Annotated in this window: 15 protein-coding genes; 13 read left to right on the top strand and 2 right to left on the bottom strand. The window is 71.2% G+C overall.

Going from position 1 to position 22,041, the window contains the following annotated elements:
- Window positions 1-20: 20 nt before the first annotated feature.
- The 6 genes from GA0070624_RS16300 to GA0070624_RS16325 are packed head-to-tail and all read left to right on the top strand — an operon-like array spanning window position 21 to window position 10,970.
- Window positions 21-2,558 (top strand): alpha-L-rhamnosidase-related protein, encoded by a 2,538-nt coding sequence (locus GA0070624_RS16300; RefSeq protein WP_091342028.1) that lies wholly within the window; start codon window positions 21-23, stop codon window positions 2,556-2,558.
- 4 nt (window positions 2,559-2,562) lie between these two features.
- Window positions 2,563-6,693, top strand: coding sequence for a glycosylhydrolase-like jelly roll fold domain-containing protein (locus GA0070624_RS35765; protein WP_141715049.1), 4,131 nt, complete (start codon window positions 2,563-2,565; stop codon window positions 6,691-6,693).
- On the top strand, window positions 6,690-8,174 hold the full coding sequence (locus GA0070624_RS16310; protein ID WP_245718821.1) for a rhamnulokinase: 1,485 nt from the start codon (window positions 6,690-6,692) through the stop codon (window positions 8,172-8,174). The genes GA0070624_RS35765 and GA0070624_RS16310 overlap by 4 nt, the downstream gene beginning before the upstream one ends.
- A 2-nt stretch (window positions 8,175-8,176) precedes the next feature.
- Window positions 8,177-8,911 carry a (Fe-S)-binding protein gene (locus GA0070624_RS16315; RefSeq protein ID WP_091342037.1) on the top strand — a complete coding sequence of 245 codons (735 nt, stop codon included), beginning with the start codon at window positions 8,177-8,179 and terminating at the stop codon, window positions 8,909-8,911.
- 17 nt (window positions 8,912-8,928) lie between these two features.
- Window positions 8,929-10,350, top strand: a complete 1,422-nt coding sequence (locus GA0070624_RS16320; RefSeq protein ID WP_091348944.1) for a LutB/LldF family L-lactate oxidation iron-sulfur protein — start codon at window positions 8,929-8,931, stop codon at window positions 10,348-10,350.
- Window positions 10,347-10,970: a LutC/YkgG family protein gene (locus GA0070624_RS16325; RefSeq protein ID WP_091342039.1), complete on the top strand. Its 624-nt coding sequence runs from the start codon at window positions 10,347-10,349 to the stop codon at window positions 10,968-10,970. The genes GA0070624_RS16320 and GA0070624_RS16325 overlap by 4 nt, the downstream gene beginning before the upstream one ends.
- A gap of 368 nt (window positions 10,971-11,338) precedes the next feature.
- Here GA0070624_RS16325 and GA0070624_RS16330 read toward each other — a convergent pair whose 3' ends face one another.
- Window positions 11,339-12,301: an ArsR/SmtB family transcription factor gene (locus GA0070624_RS16330; RefSeq protein WP_091342041.1), complete on the bottom strand. Its 963-nt coding sequence runs from the start codon at window positions 12,299-12,301 to the stop codon at window positions 11,339-11,341.
- Between the two features lie 56 nt (window positions 12,302-12,357).
- Here GA0070624_RS16330 and GA0070624_RS16335 point away from each other — a divergent pair, with 56 nt between their 5' ends.
- On the top strand, window positions 12,358-13,578 hold the full coding sequence (locus GA0070624_RS16335) for an MFS transporter (RefSeq protein WP_245718822.1): 1,221 nt from the start codon (window positions 12,358-12,360) through the stop codon (window positions 13,576-13,578).
- A 10-nt stretch (window positions 13,579-13,588) separates the two neighbouring features.
- Window positions 13,589-14,482 (top strand): aminoglycoside phosphotransferase family protein, encoded by an 894-nt coding sequence (locus tag GA0070624_RS16340; protein WP_245718823.1) that lies wholly within the window; start codon window positions 13,589-13,591, stop codon window positions 14,480-14,482.
- Between the two features lie 777 nt (window positions 14,483-15,259).
- Here GA0070624_RS16340 and GA0070624_RS16345 read toward each other — a convergent pair.
- Window positions 15,260-16,294 carry an IS110 family RNA-guided transposase gene (locus tag GA0070624_RS16345; RefSeq protein ID WP_091342043.1) on the bottom strand — a complete coding sequence of 345 codons (1,035 nt, stop codon included), beginning with the start codon at window positions 16,292-16,294 and terminating at the stop codon, window positions 15,260-15,262.
- Between the two features lie 478 nt (window positions 16,295-16,772).
- On the opposite strand from GA0070624_RS16345, the gene GA0070624_RS16350 reads away from it, so the two are divergent.
- The 5 genes from GA0070624_RS16350 to GA0070624_RS16370 all read left to right on the top strand — a co-directional run bounded on the left by GA0070624_RS16350 (window position 16,773) and on the right by GA0070624_RS16370 (window position 21,985).
- A complete protein-coding gene (locus GA0070624_RS16350) occupies window positions 16,773-17,360 on the top strand; it encodes a WD40 repeat domain-containing protein (RefSeq protein WP_091342045.1) in 588 nt (195 codons plus the stop codon).
- 145 nt (window positions 17,361-17,505) lie between these two features.
- The gene (locus GA0070624_RS16355; RefSeq protein ID WP_091342048.1) at window positions 17,506-18,504 is read left to right on the top strand and encodes a WD40 repeat domain-containing protein; all 999 of its coding nucleotides are present in this window, start codon (window positions 17,506-17,508) and stop codon (window positions 18,502-18,504) included.
- Between the two features lie 79 nt (window positions 18,505-18,583).
- Window positions 18,584-19,438: an isocitrate lyase/PEP mutase family protein gene (locus GA0070624_RS16360; protein ID WP_091342050.1), complete on the top strand. Its 855-nt coding sequence runs from the start codon at window positions 18,584-18,586 to the stop codon at window positions 19,436-19,438.
- 130 nt (window positions 19,439-19,568) lie between these two features.
- Window positions 19,569-20,732: a 2-methylaconitate cis-trans isomerase PrpF family protein gene (locus GA0070624_RS16365; RefSeq protein ID WP_091342052.1), complete on the top strand. Its 1,164-nt coding sequence runs from the start codon at window positions 19,569-19,571 to the stop codon at window positions 20,730-20,732.
- A gap of 125 nt (window positions 20,733-20,857) precedes the next feature.
- Window positions 20,858-21,985, top strand: a complete 1,128-nt coding sequence (locus tag GA0070624_RS16370) for a type 2 periplasmic-binding domain-containing protein (RefSeq protein ID WP_218105163.1) — start codon at window positions 20,858-20,860, stop codon at window positions 21,983-21,985.
- The last annotated feature ends 56 nt before the right edge of the window (window positions 21,986-22,041 follow it).

Here is a 22,041-nt window from a genome sequence, read left to right on the forward strand (position 1 = left end):
GAGATCGCCGAGGTGACCACATGAGACGTAACCGCTTCGCCGCCCTGTCGCTGACCACCGCGGCCGCGCTCGTAGCCAGCACGGGTGTGGCCAGCGCCGAAACCGGTGGCCTCGCCGCACCGGCGCCCGGTGACTGGCAGCGATACGTGCTCACTCCGCAGACACGCGAGGTCCCGCCGGACCACGTGGTCTCGGCGGAGGGCCGCGGCGGGGAGATCACCAACCCGGCCGCGGTGCTGGCCGCCGACGAACAGGCGGTGAAGATCACCAAGACCGGTGCGGCCGCCGACCCCCGGTTGGTCATCGACTTCGGCCGCGAGGTCTCCGGCTACCTCAGCGTCGACTTCGCCGGCGCCGCCCCGAACACGCTCTTCGCGTTCAGCGAGACGCTCGGCTACCTGGGCGACTGGGGCGACACCTTCGGCACGACGAGCTGGATCGCCAACGGTGACGCGTCTAAGCCACAGCGCGAGCGCCGGTTCGAGAGCCCGCACGAGCAGGCACCGGCCGCAGCGGGCACCTGGCACGACCCGGAGCTGCGCGGCGGCTTCCGCTACCTGATGATCCGGCTCGCGCCCGAAGCACCCGCCGGGTCCAGCGTGAGCATCGACGCAGTCCGCGTGCGGTACACGGCCGCGCCTGGCATCGACCTGGCCGACCGCGACGGGCTGTTGCCCGGCTGGTTCCTCTCCTCCGACGACGCGTTGAACAAGATCTGGTACGGCGGCGCGCACACGATCGTCAGCGGCACGATCGATCCGAAGCAGGGCATCGAGAACGGCACCGAGACGATCGGCGTCGGTGAGCGGGTGATCGTCGACGGCGCCAAGCGCGACCGGCTGGTGTGGAACGGCGACCTCGCGATCACCGGGCGCATCGCGTACGTCTCGACCGACGACCGGCAGGCCATGCGCGACTCGTTGCGCAGCATCGCCCGCACCCAGCGCGGCGACGGCTACCTGTCGGCCTGCTCACCGAACGGGCTGGGCGGCCCCGTCTGCCAGGGCTTCCTCGAGTACCACCTGTGGTGGCTGCGCGGGCTTCAGGAGTACTACCTCTACACCGGCGACAAGGCATTCGTCGCCGAGATGTGGCCGACGTTCACCAGAGCCATGGCCTTCCTGGAGACCCGACTGACCGCACAGGGATTCGAGGGCAGCGAGGCGCAGGACTCCGCGCCGAAGCTGCTGCCCGGCCACACCCAGGGCCAGACCTTCACCACCACCTCGCGGTTCACCGCAGCCGGTGGCCGGTTCCCGACGTACAACACCACCGGCGCCGACATGACGCTGTCGCTCTACCGGGGGCAACCCGGCGCGGGTCAGCTCGTCGCGAGCAAGCGGTTCGAGGACGTGGTGGACAACGCCTGGCTCATGATCGACCTGCCAGACGCGGCCGCCCCGGGAACCTACTACCTGGAGCAGTCCGACCCCTCGGGCACGATCGCCTGGTGGACCAACTCCACCGACGCCTACCCGCAGGGCACCGCCCTGGCCGACGGGAAGCCGATCGCCGGCGACCGCACCCTGCGGATCGCAACCGTCAGCGACGGCCGGACGCGGCTGCTCGACCTCTACGACCAGGGCGGCCACTGGATCTACGGAGACTCCGGCAAGGAGACCGAGGTCAACGCCCTGTACGTCGAGGTGCTGCGCGACGCGGCGGTGTTCGCCGAGCTGCAGGACGACAAGCCGACGGCCGCCCACTGGCGGGAGCTGATCCCCGAGGTGGTGCGCGGGGTCAACGACCAGCTCTGGAACGAGGCCGCCGGGGCGTACCGGCAGTCCACCGGCCAGCCCGGCAACATCGCCCAGGACGGCAACGTGTTCGCGGTGCTGTCCGGGATCGCCCCCGCCGATCGTGCCACCCGGGCTCTTGACACGCTCAAGGACCAGCTGTGGACCGCGTACGGCTCGAAGTCCGGCACCGGCTCGATGCCGCAGCTGGTCGGCCCGTTCATGAACTACTGGGAGGCGCTCGCCCGGTTCGACGAAGGACGCGACGCCGAGGCCTGGCACCTGTTGCGCACCGTCTGGGGCTACCAGTTCGCGCAGCGCAAGCCGATCAACGGGGTCGAGGAACCGCTGGCGACCGGCGCCTGGGAGCACATCAACCTCGACGGCAGCCCCTACCGGCACGGCGACGGCAGCATGTCCCACCCCTGGTCCGCCGGCGGCACCGCCCTGCTCACCAACGAGGTCCTCGGCGTCCGGCCGACCGGCCCCGGGTTCACCACGTATACGGTCAAGCCGCATCCGGGAGACCTGGAGTGGGCGCAGGGCCGGGTGCCGACCGCGCACGGCGCGATCTGGGTGTCCTGGCGCCAGGACCGAGGGCGTGACCGGTTCGTCATGGACGTGACCGCCCCGCAGGGCACCACCGGCACGATCGCCGTCCCGGCCGACGGCCCGACGACGGTCACCGTCGACGGGCGGCTCGCCTGGAACGGCGACAAGGCGAAGGCGTACGGCGCCCACACCGACGGCCGGTACGTCTACCTCACCGGTCTGCCCGCCGGCGCCCACACGATCAGCGCTCACCCCGCCGATGAGGAGTAAGCCCATGCAGCCGTTCGCCGGGCGAGTGGCCGCGGCCGCGCTCGCCGTGCTGTGTTCGGTCGCCACCGCCACAGTTCCCCAGTCAGCCGCGGTTGCCCAGCCAGACGAGACCGCTCAGCCGGTGAGCGGCCTGGACGCGGCGCGGTTCGCCGAGCCGCGTCCGGACAGCCGACCGACCGTGCTCTGGTTCTGGAACGGCACCGTTACGCCGGCGCTGGTCGACCGGCAGCTCGGCGAGCTGCGGGCGCAGGGCGTCTACGAGGCGATCGTGTTCCCGTTCGACACCACCGCGCTGAAGCCGGCGTTCTTCAGCGAGGAATGGTTCGCCATCATCGAGCACACACTGCGCGAGGCACAGCGCACCGGCATGCACCTGTGGCTGTTCAACGACGACTTCTTCCCGAGCGGCCGGGGCGGCGGTCTGGTCATCAACGGGGGCAAGGTCGGCGACCGGACCTACGAGCCGCACCCCGAGCTGCGCCCGACAGGGCTCGGACGGACCAGCAGGACCGTGACCGGCCCCGCGCAGGTCGACCTCGACGGTGACACGACCGGCCTGGACGTCGCGGACGGCCGCCTCGTCGTGGACGCCACGACGTTGAACGGCGTCGCGGTGCTGAAGACCGGAGGAGAGTGGAGCGACTACACGTTCACCGCCCGGGCCCGCCTCGACCGCGGCACCGCCGGCATCGTCGTCCGCGCGACCGACGAGCGCAACGGATACCTCGTCGACACCCGCCGCGACGACGGCGGCGTCGACATCTGGCGCCAGCAGAACGGGACGTTCAGCCTGCTCAGCCACCCCGGCGGGGTGCCCGGCTGGGGCCCGACCGCCGAGCACGAGATCAAGGTCGCGGTCGCCGGGAACACCATCACCCCGTACGTGGACGGCAAGGCCCAGCCATCGGCCACCGACGGCACGTTCCCGCGCGGCACGGTCGGGGTCCGGGCGGTCGCCGACCAGCGCTCGACGTACGACGAACTCTCCGTGACCGGGCCCGATGGCCAGCAGCTGTACCGGCAGACGTTCGACGCGGCGGGCGCCCTCGGCGACTTCCGGCCCCGCCAGTCCGCGGCGAAGGTGATCTCCGCGGTCGCCCGACCGGCCGGCTCGAACGACGTCGGCGAGTTCGTCGACCTCACCGACTACGTGAGGTCCGGCCGAGCCTGGCCGGCGCCCGCCGGCCAGTGGCGGGTGGACACCTTCACCGCCACGCCGCTGGCCGACGACAACTCGTGGTCGTTCCGCCGGTACTACCTCGACCTGCTGAACGACGACGCCGTGGCCCGCATGCTGGACGCCGTGCCCGGCGAGTACTACCGGCGGTTCCCGTGGGCGTTCGGCACCGTGCTGCGCGGCTTCTGGGACGACGAGCCGTTCATCGCCTCCGCCGATGCCCACTTCCAGCAGAAGCCGTGGTCGCCGAGCCTGCACGCCGCGCTGAAGAACGTCGGCACCACCCCCGGCGTGGCGTACGCGGCTCTCTTCGACGACCTCGGCCGCGACGGGCGCACCGAGCGCGGGCGGTACTGGCGCGCCGTCTCCGACCGCTTCGGCGAGGCGTACTACGCCCAGCAGGCCCGGTGGATGGCCGACCACGGCGTCGGCTACATCTCCAACCCGCTGTGGGACGAGTACGGCCCCGCCGAGCAGGTCGCCAGCACCGGCGACCTGCACAAGGAGAACCAGTGGGCGCAGGTGCCCGGCACCGACGTCGTGTTCGACCACTACGCGGCCGGCGGGCGCACGATGCTGCCCCGGTACGCGGCGAGCGACGCCCACCAGAACGGGCAGGAACGCGTACTGCTGGAGGCGTTCGGCGCGATGGGCTGGCAGGTGTCGCCCGAGTTTTCGCACGCGCTGCTCGGCGCGTTCGCCGCCCGGGGGATCAACCTCACCGTGCTGCACGCGATGTGGACCGACGAGAACAACGTCGTCTACCCACCGCCGTTCGGCTCGGGCAACCCGTGGTGGCGCACCGCCAAACCGCTCACCGACTGGATCGGCCGGGTGATGGAGGTCGCCCGCGGCCGGGCCGCCGCCCAGACCGTGCTCATCCAGCCGCAGCGCGCCGCCGAGGCCTGGCAGGGCACACCCACCCAGGATGCGATCGACCGCGACTTCACCGCCGCCGCCTACGGCCTGGAGGACACGCAGGTCGACTTCGACCTGCTCGACGAGGGCGCGCTGGCCGGCGATCCGGCGATCCGCGCCCGCGCCGAGGCCCGCGGCGGGCGGCTGCACGTGGGGGAGCAGTCCTACCGCCTCGCCGTGCTCCCGCAGGCTCCGACCCTGGATGTGGCCACCGTCCGGACGCTGACCGAGTTCGTCCGGACCGGTGGCACCCTGGTCGCGGTCGGCGGCCTGCCGAGGGAGGAGGCCGCCGGCCACGACGGCGAACTCCGGGACGCGCTCACGGCGCTGTTCGGAGACAGCACGGCGCCGGCCGAGCGCGCCTACGGCGCCGGACGAGCCGTGCGCCTGGCCGACCCGGCCGGGCTCGGGGAGGCGACCCGCTCGGCAGGGGTCGCCGCGGCCGTCCTCGAACCGGCCCAGCGGGCGGTGCGGGTGCTCCGGCTGGAGACCGGCAAGGACCAGGCGTTCCTGGTCACCAACGAGAGCGCAGCGGTCATCCGTACCACCGCGACGTTCCCGGCCAAGGGGACACCCGAGCTGTGGCAGCCGGAAACCGGTCGGACGGCGACCGCCACCACCTTCCGCGACGCGCCCGGCCGCCTGGGCACCGCCGTGCCGCTCGAGCTGCAGCCGTACCAGACCGTGGTGGTCGCCTTCCGGTCCGCGGCGCGGCCACCGGCTGCGGTACCGCACCTGGTCTCCGGCGATGTCACCGCCACGGCGGTGGGGCCGGGCGCTTCCGGCACCCTGCGGGTCGACGCCCTGCTCGACGCGCCGGGCAGCCACCGGGTGGTCGGCGCCTGGGACGGTCAGCTGTTCGGCGGCACGCTTGCTACCGACGACCCGCTCACCCCGGTTCCGCTCGGCGGCGACTGGACGGTGCGGCTGGACAAGCCGGGCGCGCAAACGCAGGACCGGCCGCTCGGGTCGTGGACCGCGATCGATCCGGCGTACTCCGGATCGGCCACGTACTCCCGTTCGGTCGACCTGGACCCGGCCACGCTCGACGGGCGCCGGCTGGTCCTTGACCTGGGCGATGTGCGGGACGTCGCGGAGGTCACGGTCAACGGGCAGACGTTCGACCCGTTGCTGTGGAAGCCGTACCGCCAGGACATCACCGCCGCGCTGCACTCGGGACGCAACGAGATCCAGGTGCGGGTCACGAACACCCTCGCCAACCGGCACGGGGACCACCGTCCCGCAGGCCTGCTCGGCCCGGTGACGCTGCGGCCGCAGCGGGCCGTGTCCGCCGAGCTGACGCCGGTCGGAGACCAGCCGGTGTACGAGGTCGCCCTGCCAACGGCGCCGACCGTGTCGCCGGGACAATCCCGTGACCTGCAGATTCGGGTACGCCGCTTCGGCGGCTCGCAGGACACCGCAGAGGTCGACTTCTCCACCAGCGGTGGGCTGACTGTCACGCCGGCCCGGACCGAGGTGAAGTTCGACCGCGTCGGCGAGGCGCTGATCCCGGTCACGTTGACCGCTCCGGTGGACACGGCCGTGCCCGGCACCGGCGGTCTCACGGTCACGGTCGGCGGCGAGCGCCGGGACGTGCCGGTGACCATCGACCTGGCGACCCGGCTCGGCCAGGCCAGCGCCTCCTCCACCCACGCCTCCTTCCGGCCGGAGGGCGCCATCGACGGGGACCGCAGCTCGGAGCGGTGGGGCCAGGGCAACGGGTGGAACGACGCCACGCAGGGGGCGTTCCCCGACACGCTGACGGTCGACTTCACCGCGCCGGCGCCGGTCGGTCGGGTCGACCTGTACACGATCGACTCCGCGGAGTTCCCCGCGAAGGGATGGGGGCTGCGCGACGCCGACGTGCAGGCTCTGGTCGGCGGCCAGTGGCGTACGGTCGCGGAGATCCGGGGCAACACCGACGGTCTGGTGCGCCGGACCTTCGCGCCCGTCACCGCGACCGCGCTACGCGTCATCGTCCGGTCCGCCAACGACAACGCCTACTCCCGCATCATCGAGCTGGAGGGATACCCGCAGTGAACGTGACGGTTGCGGACGGCACGACCGCGGTCGCCGCGGTCGACCTCGGTGCGTCCAGCGGGCGCGTGATGCTCGGCCGGGTGGCGCCCGACCGGCTCGACCTCGTCGAGGTGAACCGGTTTCCCAACCTGCCGGTACGGGTCGCGGGCACCCTGCACTGGGACATCCTCGCGCTGTACCGGGGCGTCCTCGAGGGGCTGCGGGCGGCGGGCCGGGAGGCTGGCCGGATCACCTCCGTCGGGATCGACTCGTGGGCCGTCGACTACGGTCTGCTCGACGCGGAGGGCACCCTGCTCGGCAATCCCGTGCACTATCGCGACGAGCGCACCGACGGCGCCATGGACAAGGTGTTCGCCAGCGTGCCGGCGGAGGAGATCTACCGGATCACCGGGCTGCAGTTCCTGCCGTTCAACACGATCTACCAGCTCGCCGCATCCGCCGGGTCACCGCAGCTCGCCGCGGCGCGGAACCTGCTCCTGGTCCCCGACCTGCTGAGCTACTGGCTCACCGGGATCGCCGGCACCGAGGTCACGAACGCCTCCACCACGCAGCTGCTCGACGTCCGCACCCGCACCTGGTCCGACCGGCTCCTCACCGCGGCCGGCGTGTCGGCGGACCTTTTTCCGCCGCTGCGCCAGCCCGGCGACCCGGCGGGCGAGCTGCTGCCCGACGTCCTCGACGAGACCGGTCTGGTCGGTCCGGTGCCCGTGACCGCCGTCGGGTCGCACGACACGGCCTCCGCGGTGGTCGGTGTCCCGGCGGCCGGCGAGCGCTTCGCGTACGTGTCGTGCGGGACCTGGTCGCTCGTCGGGGTGGAGCTCGACTCGCCGGTGCTGACCGAGGAGAGCCGGCGCGCCAACTTCAGCAACGAGGGGGGCGTCGACGGCACCACCCGCTACCTGCGCAACGTCATGGGCCTGTGGCTGCTGCAGGAGTCAATCCACGCGTGGAACGCGGCCGGGCTCCCAGCCGACCTGGCGTCGCTGCTGCACGACGCGGCCCGCGTACCGGCCTTCTCGGCGGTCGTGGACGTCGATGACCCGGCGTTCCTGCCCCCGGGCGACATGCCGGCGCGCATCGCCGCCGCGTGCCGGCGCACCGGCCAGACACCGCCGCAGAGCCAGGCTGAGACGGTCCGCTGCATCCTGGACAGCCTCGCCCTCGCCTACCGCGCCGCCGTGCACGACGCGGTACGGCTGTCGGGCCGCGACGTCGACGCCGTGCACATCGTCGGCGGCGGCGCCCGCAACGGGCTGCTGTGTCAGCTTACCGCGGACGCCTGCCGTCGGCCCGTCGTGGCCGGGCCGGTCGAAGCCGCGGCCCTCGGCAACGTGCTCGTGCAGGCCCGGGCAGCCGGTGTGGTGCACAGGGACCTGCGGGTGCTGCGGCAGCTGCTGCGCAACACGCAACAGCTGACGGTGTACGAGCCGCAGGGCACCGACGAGCCGTGGCGTGCCGCCGCCGCGCGGATCGGGAGGTGAGGATGCGCATCGCGTTGTTCGTCACCTGCCTGGCGGACACCATGTTCCCCGAGGCGGCAAAGGCCACCGTGCGGCTGCTGGAGCGCCTCGGCCACGAGGTCGTCTTCCCCACGGATCAGACCTGCTGCGGGCAGATGCACGTCAACACCGGCTATCCGAAGGACACGCTGCCGCTGGTACGCCGGCACGTGCGTACCTTCGACCCGTACGACGTGGTGGTGGCGCCGTCCGGCTCGTGCGTCGGATCGGTGCGGCACCAGCACGCGATGGTCGCCCGGCGGGCCGGCGACGAGCGGCTGGCCAGCCGGGCCGAGGCCGTGTCGTCACGCACCTATGAACTGTCCGAGCTGCTCACCGACGTGCTCGGGATCGAGGACCTCGGCGCCTACTACCCGCACCGCGTCACCTACCACCCGACCTGCCACTCCCTGCGGATGCTGCGGGTGGGGGACCGGCCGTTGCGGTTGCTACGGCGGGTCCGCGGCTTGACGCTGGTGGAGCTGCCGGCCGCGGAGCAGTGTTGCGGCTTTGGCGGCACCTTCGCGGTGAAGAACGCGGACACCTCGACGGCGATGCTGGCCGACAAGATACGCCATGTCCTGTCCACCGGCGCGGACGTCTGCACCGCTGGGGACGTCTCCTGCCTCATGCACATCGGCGGTGGCCTGTCCCGGCTGCGCGCCGGGGTGCGGACCGTGCACCTGGCCGAGGTCCTGGCCAGTACGGAGGTATCGTGACCAGCACATTCCTCGGCATGCCCGCCACCGCACCCCGTGGTGTGGGGCACCTGCGCGGCGACGAACCGTTCCCCGCGGCGGCCAGACGCAGCCTCGCCGACCCGCAGCTCCGCCGGAACCTGCGCCACGCCACCACCACGATCCGGGCCAAGTCCGCCGCGGTCATCGCCGAAGCTCCTGACTGGCAACAGCTGCGCGACGCCGGCGCGGCCATCAAGGCCGACGTCATGAGCCGCCTACCCGAGCTGCTCGAACAGCTCGAGGCGGCGGTCACCCGGGCCGGTGGGACCGTGCACTGGGCGGCCGACGCGGTGGAGGCGAACCGGATCGTGACCGAGCTGGTGGCCGCGACCGGCAGCGACCGGGCCATCAAGGTCAAGTCGATGGCCACGCAGGAGATCGGCCTCAACGAGGCGCTGCAGGCTGCCGGGATCAGCCCGGTGGAGACCGACCTCGCGGAGCTGATCGTGCAGCTCGGCGACGACCGGCCCAGCCATATCCTGGTGCCCGCCATCCACCGCAACAGGGCTGAGATCCGGGAGATCTTCCTGCGCGAGATGCCCGGCGTGGACCCAGCGCTCACCGACGATCCGGCGGCCCTGGCCGCCGCCGCGCGTAGCTATCTGCGGCAGACGTTCCTGGACACCCCGGTGGCTGTCTCCGGGGCGAACTTCGCGGTGGCCGAGACCGGCACCCTGGCGGTGGTGGAGTCCGAGGGGAACGGGCGGATGTGCCTCACTCTGCCGGAGACCCTGATCACCGTGATGGGCATCGAGAAGGTGGTGCCAACCTGGCTGGACCTCGAGGTGTTCCTCCAGTTGCTGCCGCGGGCGTCGACGGGGGAGCGGATGAACCCGTACACCTCGATGTGGACCGGGGTCACCCGCGGGGACGGCCCGCAGCAGGTGCACCTGGTGCTGCTAGACAACGGGCGCAGTGCCGTGCTGGCCGACGAGGTGGGCCGGCAGGCGCTGCACTGCATTCGCTGCTCCGCCTGCCTCAACGTCTGCCCTGTGTACGAGCGTGCCGGCGGGCACGCATACGGCTCGGTCTATCCGGGGCCGATCGGGGCGGTGCTGTCACCCCAGCTCACCGGCGTCGAGGACAACGCCTCCCTACCGTATGCGTCGTCGCTCTGCGGCGCCTGCTTCGACGCATGCCCGGTGAAGATCAATATCCCGGAGCTGCTGGTGCATCTGCGGGCCGCCCACGTCGCCGCCCAACGGCGACCCACCGCCGAGTCCATCGCGATGGCCGCGGCGGCGTACACGATGGATCACCCGGCGCTGTACGCGGCCGCGCAGCGCGCCGCGCGGCTCACCCGCCTCGCCGGCCGCCGCGGCCGCGGCCTGCCCCCGCCGCTGTCCGGCTGGGCCATCGGCCGCGATCTGCCGCAGCCGCCCCCGCAGACCTTCCGCGATTGGTGGGCAGAACGGTGAGCTCACGGGAACAGATCCTCGGCCGCCTCCGCGCCGCCATCGGCCCCGGTACGCGGTCACCGGCCGAGGTGCCACGGAACTACCGGCCGGCCGGCGCCGCCGCCGACCTCGACGTACTGGTGCACCGGCTCACCGACTACAAGGCCACCGTGCACCGATGCTCGGACGCAGAGGTGGCGAAGGTGGTCGACGAGGTCCTTGGCGGCCGGCGCATCGTGGTGCCACCCGGGGTGCCCCGACATTGGCTGCCCGCCACGGTAGACGCGGTGACCGACGAGCACCTCACCACGGAGCAGATCGCCGCCTTCGATGGGGTCGTCACCGCGGCGGCGGTGGCCGTCGCCGAAACCGGCACCGTCGTGCTCGACGCAGCCGCCGACCAGGGCCGGCGGGTCGTCACGCTCCTGCCCGACGTGCACATCTGCGTGCTGCGGACCGATCAGGTCGTCGCCGGTGTGCCGGACGCTCTCGCCAGGCTCGACCCACACCGCCCAATGACCTGGATCAGCGGACCCTCCGCCACCAGCGACATCGAGCTCAACCGGGTGGAGGGCGTCCACGGGCCTCGACGCCTGCACGTGGTGATCGTGCCTCGCGCCGATCTCGTGTCCGACGTGTAGGACGGCTAGTGGAGGCAGCCGCGGGGGAAGAAGAGCCCCCAGCGTTCCCGGCTCGGTGGTCTCGGCCGGCGCAGATGCAACTCGGCCGAGGCGATGACTCCACCGGAGTTGTCCGGATCAATCCCGCACCGCAATCGCGACCATGATCGAGCGCCCCGGTCCAGCCAGTGGTCGACCACCTCATATCGCCCTGGCCCAGTCGGCCGCCGCGCTGCCCGTTGGTGAAATGGTCAGCACATCGCGGGTGCCGAAAACCCTATCCGGGGCAGCTCAAAACGTCGTGATCCGGCTCTACCGCCAACCGCCCCGAACAGGAGCGTGTACTCGACGCTCTCACCCATCACCCTGCTCAATGGTCGTCCATGCCGCTACCGGAGGAGTTGGTCGCCCAGCGTAGTGCGACGGTAGAGCACCTGCCGGCCGCTGCGCGCGCGGGTGACCAGCCCGCTGTCGTGTAACACCTGCAAGGTTTGGGACACGGCGCTGGGGCTGACCCCGACCCGGCGGGCGATCTCGGCCGTGGACAGTGGCTCGCCGAGCAGGCCGAGCAGCCGGGCCTTGGCTGGGCCGACTAGAGACGCCAGCGCGGCCGGGTTGGGGGCCGGCGGCGCCCATAGGGTCGCCACGCCGCGGCTGGGGTAGGTCAGCGACGGCGGCATGTCCGCGGTGACCGGTCCGGCCGGTTTGTGGGCGAACACCGACGGAATAAGCAGCAGACCACGGCCGGCCGAGGCCACCCGGAAGTCGCTGATCATCCGGTCGATCGACAGCACGCCGTCGCGCCAGTGCACGTGCGGGTGCATGTCGGCGAACAGCAGCCGGGCGCCGCCGACGGCCAGCTGCCGGGCGCGGTAGGTCATGTCCGCCTCGAGGATCAGGCGGATCTGCGGCCAGACCGGTTCGATCGCGATGGTCCAGTACCGGCGCAGCGCGGCGCCGATGCGGTCGCGCAGCGCGGCGATGTCGCGGTCGTCGTCAGCGCGTAACGATGCCGGTGGCTGGCTCGGCGTGTACGCCGCGGCCACATCCCGGCGGATTACGTCGACAGGCGTGGCCAGTAGCCCGGGCAGTTCGTCGTCGAAGGAGGGGGCGAAGACGGCCGGCCGCGGGGTGAGGAAGTCCGGCAGGGTCAGCCGTGGCCCGACCAGGAGTAGCAGCAGGTTGACGTCGGCGGGGTCGAGCTGCTCCAGCACGGTCCGGCGCCACGGCAGGTGCAGCGCGTGTACGCCCGGGTCGCGCAGCACGCGGAGGCTGAGCACTGTCTCGTTGATCGGCGAGAAGGTAAAGCGGGTGTCGGCGAGGTCTTCGACGCCGAGCTCGTAACTGATCATTAAGGCAGAGCCTACATCGATTCCGGATCGGGTCCGGCTGCCGTGGACTGGCGGCCGTGACGACGAACAAGACCGGCCGGCTGGTCGGAATCCTCGCGCTGACCTGCGGCATGGCGGTTGGCACCGTCTACTTCCCGCAGGCGGTCAGTCCGCTGGTCGCCGCCGGGCTGGGCGTCTCGGCCGGTGCCGCCGCCGGCGTGGTGACCGCGACGCAGGCCGGGTACGCCCTCGGAATCTTCCTGCTGGTGCCGCTGGGTGACCGGATTCCGCACCGGCCGCTGCTGGTGACCCTGCTCGCCGCGACCACCGTGGCGCTGCTGGGCGCCGGCCTGGCCCCCGGGTTGCCGGCGCTGGCCGGGGCCAGTCTGCTCGCCGGGACGGCCGCGGTCGCCGCCCCGATCACCGGACCGCTGGCGGCGCGTCTGGTGCTGGCGGAGCGGCGCGGTGTGGTCAGCGGAACGCTGCTGAGCGGGTCGATCGCCGGGATGCTGGTATCACGGGCGTTCGGTGGCGTGGTCGGCCAGTCCCTCGGCTGGCGGGCACCGTATCTGCTCGCGGCGGCGCTGACGTTGACGATGGCGCTGATGCTGGCGTGGACGCTGCCGACGACCACCCCGACGTCGCGGCAGACGTATCGCAGCCTGGTCGCCGAGCCTCTGCGGCTGCTGCGCAGCCAACCGATGCTACGCCGGTCGTGCTGGTATCAGGCGGCGGCGTTCGCCGGGTTCTCCGCAGTGTGGACGTGCGTGGCGATGCTGGTGACGGGACCGGCGTACCGGCTCGACACCCGGGTGGTGGGCCTGCTGGCCCTGGTCAACGCGGCCACCATGGTATGTACGCCGATCGCCGGCCGGTTGGTGGACCGGTACGGTCCGGAAGCGGTGAACCAGGTGACGCTGGCTGGGGTGGCCGGCTCGGCGATCGTGCTCGCCGTCGGCGCCACCGGCGGCGCCGGTGGACTGATCTGGCTGACAGCCGGGCTGTTGCTGCTGGATGTGGCGATGCAGTCCGGCATGGTCGCCAACGGCGTGCGAATCTACGGCATCAGCTCCGCTGCCGGCAGTCGCCTGTACTCCGCGTACATGACCTGCGCGTATCTGGCCGGCGGTGCGGGTTCCTGGCTGGGCACCCGGTTGTACGCGCAGCTGGGCTGGCTGGGCCCCTGTCTGCTGGTCGCAGCACTCGCCGTGGCGGCGCTGGTCGGCCCGGCGGCATACCGGCAATCGAACCTCCGCAGGGCCGGGCGGACCGAGCGCCCGGTCGGCGTACCCGATTAGGCTCGCCGGGATGCAGATGCATGCCGACCAGTTGACCGTGTCCCCGCAGACCGTGCGCGATCTGATCGCCGAGCAGTTCCCGCAGTGGCGTGACCTGCCGGTGCGGGCCGTGGGCGGACAGGGAACGGTCAACGCGATTTTCCGGATCGGCGAGGAGCTGGCCGCTCGCCTGCCGTTGCAGCCCCGTGACGTTGAGCAGACCCGGCGTGGGCTGCGGGCCGAGGCTGAGGCGGCGCGGGAGTTGGCCGGCCGTACGCGGTTCGCGACGCCCGAGCCGGTGGCGGTGGGCGAGCCGGGAGCCGGCTACCCGATGCCCTGGTCGGTGCAGACGTGGCTGCCCGGCTTGGTGGCCAGTGACGACGACCCGGGCGAGTCGGTGGCGTTCGCCCGGGATCTGGCCGAGTTCATCGCCGGGGTGCGTTCCATCGACACCCGGGGGAGGACCTTTTGCGGAAGCGGCCGAGGTGGCGAGCTGACCGCGCACGACCAATGGCTGGAGACCTGTTTCGGGCGCAGCGAGCGTCTGCTGGACGTCCCACGGCTGCGCGCCATTTGGGCGACGCTGCGGGTGCTGCCGCGCGAGGCGCCCGACCTGATGACCCACGGCGACCTCATCCCCGGCAACGTCCTGGTGTCCGGGGGCCGTCTGGCCGGGGTGCTCGACGTCGGCGGGCTGGGACCGGCCGACCAGGCGCTCGACCTCGTCAGCGCATGGCATCTGCTCGAAGCTGGGCCGCGGCAGGCGTTGCGCGAGGCGCTCGGATGCGGCGACGTCGAGTGGGAACGCGGTAAGGCGTGGGCGTTCCAGCAGGCGATGGGCGCGGTCTGGTACTACGTGGACAGCAACCCTTCGATGAGCCGGATGGGCCGGCGCACCCTGGACCGGATCGTGGCGGATGCCTGACTGTGAAACATCGACGAGATGGGAGCTTAATTCCCTCACCATAGGCGACCGTCGGATGGCTCGTTTGGTGCCGCGGGGTCTGCGGTCCTGCGTTTGGCAGACTGTCCCGGCTGTGACCGTGTGGCTCCATGCGGGGAGGGAGATCCGGGGAGCGGGTTGGGAGCAGTCGGGTGCGCTGAACGGCGTTGCACTGCAATCAACGGCAGCGAACGGCGCCCAACGGCATACGCCCGACCTTCGGTCTTGCGTCTTCGCAGGTCAGAGACGGTGCAGCGTCCTGCTTCACACGGAGTGCTCAGCCGTATTGAGCAGCAGTCGACGGCGCTCTATGTTGCCTGATAGGGGAGTATGCGCAGGTCATCCCTGAAGGGGCGGGGCCGGTCAAGGGGTGTGCTGGCCTTGTTTTTGGTCTTCTTCGTCGTGTTGTGGGCGCGCCGAGGTGAGGCGTCGGGGTCAGGGCTCGGGCGTAGCCCGACCGCGTAGCGGCCGTAGGGCCTTGACGCCGGCGCCGCTGGGCGCACGATGTGGGTGGCGGAGAAGCGTAGGTGGCGGCTCCCCAAGTCTGTCGTCTGGTCGGGGGCGTTGCGCTCATCAGTGCCGGTATCCCGGCGGTGGGCAGGCCCGTGGGGGCTGCCGGTCATCCCTTCGCCTGCGGCAGGGCGGGCATGATGGGGTGCGCGGTGCTCCGGTCGGCGGGGTCAATCAGAAGGGGCGACCACGCCTGGTGTGGTGGGGGTCATGACCTGCACGACCCGCGCCGACCAGTCGAGGGGCGGTTCATGCTGCCGCCGTGGGGTTTGGTTGGAGGGCGCGCACGTGGTGATCGCGTAGCGCGTAGTAGACGTACTCCAGTTGCCGGCGGGCAGCCGCGACGACGCCAATGTTGCGGCCCCGGTGGGCGGCAATGCGGTCACGGATCTGCCCGACTTTGCTGGTCGCGGACAAGGTCTGCACCGACTCGACCGCGGCCCAGCGCACCAGCCGGGAGCCCTGTTTCGTGATCGAGCCGCGGCGCACCCGGTTGTCAGACTCGTGGTGGCGCGGGGTCAATCCGGCCCAGCATGCCAGCTGCGGCGCGGTGGCGAAGCGGGTGACGTCGCCGATCTCGGCCACGAACACCGCACCCAGGGTGGGTCCGATGTCGGGGATGGTCTGGACCGCGGTGTAGGCCGGATCCCGGGCGAGCCGGGCGCGGGCCAGCCGGGCGAACAGGTCGATCTCGACGTTGAGTGCGTCCATCAACCGGCGCAGCGACGCGATCCGGGCCGTGTAGGCGGCGGGTAGGTCCAGCCGGTCCAGCAGCGCGGTGCCGGCCACCCCGAACAGGTCGGTCATCGGCACCTGCACACCACACTTGGCCAGCACAGCGTGCACCTCCGCCTTGCACAGGCTGCGCACGGCGACCAGCTTGGCGCGGTGGCGGACCAGCTCCCGCAACTTCCTGGTCGCTGGCGGGGCGATCCACCCCTGGGCGAGGCGACCCATCCTCAGCAGATCGGCCAGGTCGATCGCGTCGCGGACGTCGTTCTTCACCCGACGGTACTCGAACGCCTTGACTCCCAACGGGTGTGCCAGGTGCACGCTGGCCCCGGCCGCCTGCAGCGCGTCGGCCGCCCAGTACCAGCCGTAGGTGGCTTCCAACACCACCTCCGGCGACTGCCCAGCTCGGGTGATCACCTCTGTCAACCGGTCGGCGTCGTTGACGATCCGCACGCTCTCCAGCACCTCACCCGACTCGGTCATCCGGACGATCACCGAGCGGCGCCGATGCAGGTCGATACCCACGAACTGCTGTCCCGCATACCCTTCCACCAGGGGCCTCCTTCGTCGTGGACGTGAGCAGTCCCAGCATCCCGCCGGGAGGTCACGAGGAGCGGAGGCCCCGCTCCTTCATCGCATCAGAGTGGGAGCGGCGTCCTGCTTCACACGGAGTGCTCAGCCGTATTGAGCAGCAGTCGACAAGACTCTATGTCGCCTGATAGGGGAGTATCCGCAGGTCAGGCCGGTAAGGACGATGCCTTGCTCAACCAGCCACGACAACACCTCGGCCCCCAGGAGGTCAGCCTCCTTTGGTGTCGTCTCGATGTCAGCGATCGTTTCGAAACAGTCGCCCACCCCTGACTCCCTTCGTCCACCGTCGGCGGGACATCGTGACAGCGACGAGTGACAGCAACAGGCTCGGACGCCCTCGCTCTGGCAGTTACTCAGGGTCACGCCCTAGCATTCGCACGTGTCGGTAGATCTTGGGATGGCTCGCTGGCATACCGATCCCGGTGTTGGTCCTCGCCTCGTGAGCAGGGTCCCGACCGGCGAGGTCGACGCGGTGGCCGCGCTGTGGCACGACGGACAGGTCCTGGTCGCGACCGCCAACCGGGCGCACGACGAGTGCCGTGCTGGTGAGACGCACGACTGCGCGCCTGCGGTGCGGGGCTGGGACGCCCGCAGCGGGAACCTGCTGCGGACCATCCTGCGGGCGGTTGGCGACGATCCGGCGGTCGCGCTCGCGCTGCTCGACGGGAGGCCGCAGGCACTGCTGGCCGACTGGACCGAGCCAATCCGCCGCTGGGACCTGGACACGGGCGAGAGCGCCGAGGTCGTGCAGCCTGGGGAACCCGTGGTCGACCTCGTGGTCGACGAGGTGGACGGCCGGGCCACGCTGCTGCTCCGCGGCTTCCGGGGCACCGTCGAGTGGTGGGACGTGGCGGCGGCCGAGCCAGGACGCGAGTCGTCGGCGGAGCTTCTCGGATACCCGCACAGCCTGGCCCACCTCGACTCCGATCTCGTCACGGTCACCGGGGAAAGCGACGGGCGGGTAGTTGTCCGCGACGTCCGGACCGGCGAGGTCAGGTGCGCGGTCACGGTTGCGGGGCCGCTCTGACGCTTGCAGGTACGTTCCTGGCCGTCGCCCGGTCCGGCCAGGTCGAGCTGGTTGGCCTGGCGACCGGACAGCCAGCGCCGCCGCTGACTGGCTGCACCGGGTACGCGAGCCTTGCCGCGGTGCACGTGGCCGGTCGCCCCACCTGGTGACCGCCTCCCGCGACGCGGCGGAAGTGCGCCTCTGGGACCTCTCCGTCACACCGCCATTGCCCCGTACGGCTCGCCACACCGACCGGATCCACGCGGTCGCTCTCGTCGGTGCGGCCGACGAGCGCCTGGTGGTGACTGGGAGCGAGGACGGCACGGTACGTCGGTGGCGGGCCACCGACCGCCAGCCGGTGGGCGGGCCCCTCACCGGCCACCCGGGTCCCGTGCGGACGGTCGCCTGCGCGAGCGTGGACGGCGTGCCGGTGGCGGTCAGCGGCGGTGGCGACGTCAACCAGACGAAGGACTCGACCCTGCGGCGGTGGAACCTGCGTTCGGGGCGGGAGTGGGGTCCGCCGATCGACACCGGCGACCGCGGCGAGACCAAGCATCTGGCCGCGGCGGTGGTCGACGGGCGGGCGGTGGTGCTCAGCTCGGGCTGCGACGGGCGAGTGGCACTCTGGGACATCGCCACCGGTGCTCACCTCGGCGAGCAGGTGGAAAACCTTCCGTCCGACGGCATGGTGACCGGCGTGGTCGGCGGACGGCCCGTCGCGGTCGTCACCCGGGTGCTGTTCGACCCGCTGCGCATCTGGGATCTGACCGACCGCGCTCTGCTGCCGACGCCGGAGCGGGACTGGCTATACGACAGGGTCCATGGTTTGGTCGCCATAGACGGGGTGCCCACCCTGGTGACTCTGGACCGTGACCGGAGGCTGCGGCTCTGGGGGTGGAACGACGCGGGGCCACCGACCGCGGTGGAGTTGCCCAGCCCCGTCGACGTGGTCGCCGTCGCCGAAGTAAGCGGCCGGGCACTCGCGGCCGTGGGCTGCGACGACAAGGTCGTACGACTGGTAGACCTGGTCGATCGAAACGTCGGCGCGGCGTTGGTCGTGCGCAAGCGGGCGGATGCCCTAGCAATTGGCGAGTACGGCGAGCTGGTGTTCTGTTGCGGGGTCGATGTGGTGGTTTTCGACCTCGCCGCGCTTATCGACGTCTAGATGCTCAACGGTGCGGAGCCCGAGGAGCCACATCTACGCAGCCCCTTGCGCAGATGTATGCAACTTGTATTCTCCCGCCATGACGCCAACCCAACAGCTCAAGTCCCGCCTCAACAACGGCCCCGTCCTTGTCTGCCCTGGTGCGGCGAACGCGTTGGCCGCGCGCCTCATCGAGGAGGCGGGCTTCGAAGCCTGCTACGTCACCGGCGCCGGAATCGCCAACACCTACCTCGGAGCTCCGGACATCGGGCTGTTGACGCTCAACGAGCTCGCCGGGCACGTCGCCGCGATCCGGGACGCGGTCGGCATCCCGTTGGTCGTCGACGCGGACACCGGCTTCGGTAACCCGGTCGGGGTACAGCGCGCGGTTCGGATGCTGGAGCGCGCCGGAGCCGACGCGATCCAGATCGAGGACCAGGTGTTTCCCAAGCGTTGCGGCCATTTCGCCGGCAAGCAGGTCGTGCCGGTTGCGGAGATGGAGGCGAAGGTACGTGCCGCCGCGGACGCGCGTGACACCACCTTGATCATCGCTCGGACGGACGCCCGATCGGTCGAGGGCTTCGACGCCGCGATTGAACGCGCAAGGATGTTCGCGGAGGCCGGCGCCGACGTGACGTTTGTGGAAGCACCCGAGTCCGTCGGGGAGCTGCTCGCCGTCCCGGAGCGCCTGCCCGGCATCCCGCAGGTTGTGAACCTCGTCGAGGGCGGCCGGACGCCGCTGCTCCCCGTGGCGGAGCTGGGCTCGTTCCGCCTCGCGCTCTTCGCCAACGCGGCCCTGCAGGCGGCGGTGCTGGGCATGCAACGCGCCCTGGCCACCCTCCGCGACACCGGATCGCTCGCGGTCGCGTCCCAGCATCTGGCCGGTTGGGCGGAACGCCAACGCGTCGTGCGCAAGCCGCAATTCGACGAGGTGGAGCGGCGCTACGCCGGCTGAAACCTGCCGGGCTGCCCCAGCTTCGGCGGGGAAGCGAGGTGAGGGGTTTACACGTACGCATTCGGCGTGCAAACTGCATGCAATCCACGTCACAGCAGCAGAGTGGCGAGCAGAGGCTAGGGGGTTGCGAGTGCGCGTACCGGCAGTCCTGATGCGCGGCGGCACCAGCAAGGCGGTGTTCTTCCACGAGGCTGACCTGCCGACCGACCCGGTGGAGCGGGACAGGTTCATCCTTGCCGCCTACGGGAGCCCCGACCCGGACCGCCGCCAGATAAACGGCCTCGGCGGGGCGACGTCGACCACCAGCAAGGTCGCGATCATCGGCGACGGAGCCGCGCACGGCGTCGACATCACCTACGAGTTCGGACAGGTCAGCATCGACCAGCCCCTCGTCGACCGCCGCGGCAACTGCGGGAACATCTCCTCGGCGGTCGGTCCGTTCGCCGTCGACGAGCGGCTCGTGACCCTGACCGATCCGATCACCCAGGTCCGCTTCCTCAACCTCAACACCGGGAAGAAGATCGTCGCCCACGTGCCGACGACGGCGGGGGCGTTCGATCCGATCGGCGACTTCGCCATCCCGGGCGTACCGGGGACGGGGTCGCGGATCCGGCTCGACTACCTGGACCCCGGCGGCGCGGTCACCGGCCGCCTCCTGCCGACCGGCAACGTCCGCGACACCCTTGAGGTGCCCGGCGTCGGGACTATCGAGGTGTCCCTGGTGGACGCGGCGAATCCGCTCGTCTTCGTCCGGTGGCGCGACCTCGGACTGGATGGTTCGGAGAAGCCGGACGCCATCGACGCGGATCCCGCGCTGCTCGCGCGGATCGAGGCCGTGCGCGCGGCGGCCTCCGTGCTCGCCGGCATCGCGGGCAGTGTCGAGGAGGCGACCCGCGACGTCCCGTCGGTGCCCAAGCTGGCCTTCGTCGGCCCGCCCCGGCCGTACCGGCGGGCCGACGGTGGGGCCGTCGCCGCCGAAGAGATCACCTTGCGTGCCTCGATGATGTCGATGGGCCGGCTGCACCGTTCGTACCCGTTGACGGGGGCGATCTGCACGGCCGTCGCCGCGGCGATCCCCGGCACGATCGCGGCCGAGGCGTCCGGGGCCGACAACGGGGTCACCCGGATCGGGCATCCCGCGGGCGTCATGGACATGGAAGCCCACCCCGAGCTGGTGGACGGCGCCTGGACCGTCGACGCGGTCGCGGGCTACCGGACGGCCCGCCGCCTGATGGAGGGGTGGGCGTTGGTGCCCGACCGGGTGCTCTCGGTGCCGGTGGCGGTCGGCGCCTAGTCAAGACAAAGCTGAAAGCAGGGCCGGGCGGTCCCGCCTAGGAACACACAGGACGCCTTCGGCCGCATTCCCCGAGCGATATGAGCGCCCGCCACGGCGGGGAAACGGAGAAGAGGATAACGATGATGTCCCGACCGAAACGACTTCTGCGTCCGCTGGCCGCGATGGCCCTGGTCGGCTCGCTGCTCGTGAGCGGTTGCGCCTCCCCGGAGTCGCGCTCCGGCGGAGGGAAGGCCGAGGAAGGCGCCAAGCTGCCGGACCGGGTCACCCTGGTCATCCCCTACGGCGAGGGCGGCGGCACGGACACCTGGGCCCGTTTCATGGCTCCCTACCTCCAGAAGACGGTGGACGGCCAGCCGACCTTCATCCCGGAGAACCGGCCCGGTGGGGAGAGCATCACCGGCTCCAACCAGTTCGTCGAGTCCGGCGGCACCAACGGTGCCCAGGTACTGGTCACCTCCGGCACCACCTACTTCCAGTCCCTGCTCGGGCGCAAGGAGGTGAAGTTCGACTTCGCCAAGATGAGGCCGCTGATCCTCAACGGCACGGGCGGCGTCATCTACGCGTCGAAGGCCGCCGGCATCAACTCGGTGCAGGACCTGAAGAACCCGCCGAAGCCGCTGAAGTACGGCGGCATCAGCGCCACGGGTCTGGACCTGAGCGCTCTGCTCGCCTTCGACCTCCTCGGCCTTGACGTCGACGCCACGTTCGGCTTCGAGGGCCGGGGCCCGGCGCGGCTGGCGGTCGAGCGGGGCGAGGTCAACATCGACTACCAGACCACCTCCGCGTACAAGACCGAGGTCGTACCGATGGTCGACAAGAAGCAGGCCGTCCCGCTCATGTCCTTCGGGATGATCAACGAGAAGGGCGAGGTCGTTCGGGACCCGAACCTGCCGGACCTGCCCACCGTCGAGGAGGTCTACCAGCAGCTGAACGGGAAGGCCCCCAGCGGCGAGGCCTACGACGCGTACAAGGCCTTCCTCGCGGCCGGTTTCCCGTACCAGAAGGGCATCTGGGTCAACGAGGAGACGCCCGACTCGATCACCACGCCGTTCTACGCCGCGGCGCAGAAGCTGGTCGACGACAGTGACTTCAATGCCAAGGGCGAGAAGGTCCTCGGCGGGTACCCGATCTACCCCGGTGACAAGGTCGCGGACCAGGTCCGCCAGTCGTTCTCCATCAGCGACGCGGCACGCAAGTACGTGTTGGACCTGCTGGCCACCAAGTACGAGACGAAGATCGAGACGAAGTAGTGCGCAGGGGCCGGGCCCGGCGATCGGGCCCGGCCCCTGTCCGCGTCCCCTCCCGG

The sequence above is a fragment of the Micromonospora rhizosphaerae genome (genome assembly GCF_900091465.1).
Lineage (GTDB): Bacteria > Actinomycetota > Actinomycetes > Mycobacteriales > Micromonosporaceae > Micromonospora > Micromonospora rhizosphaerae.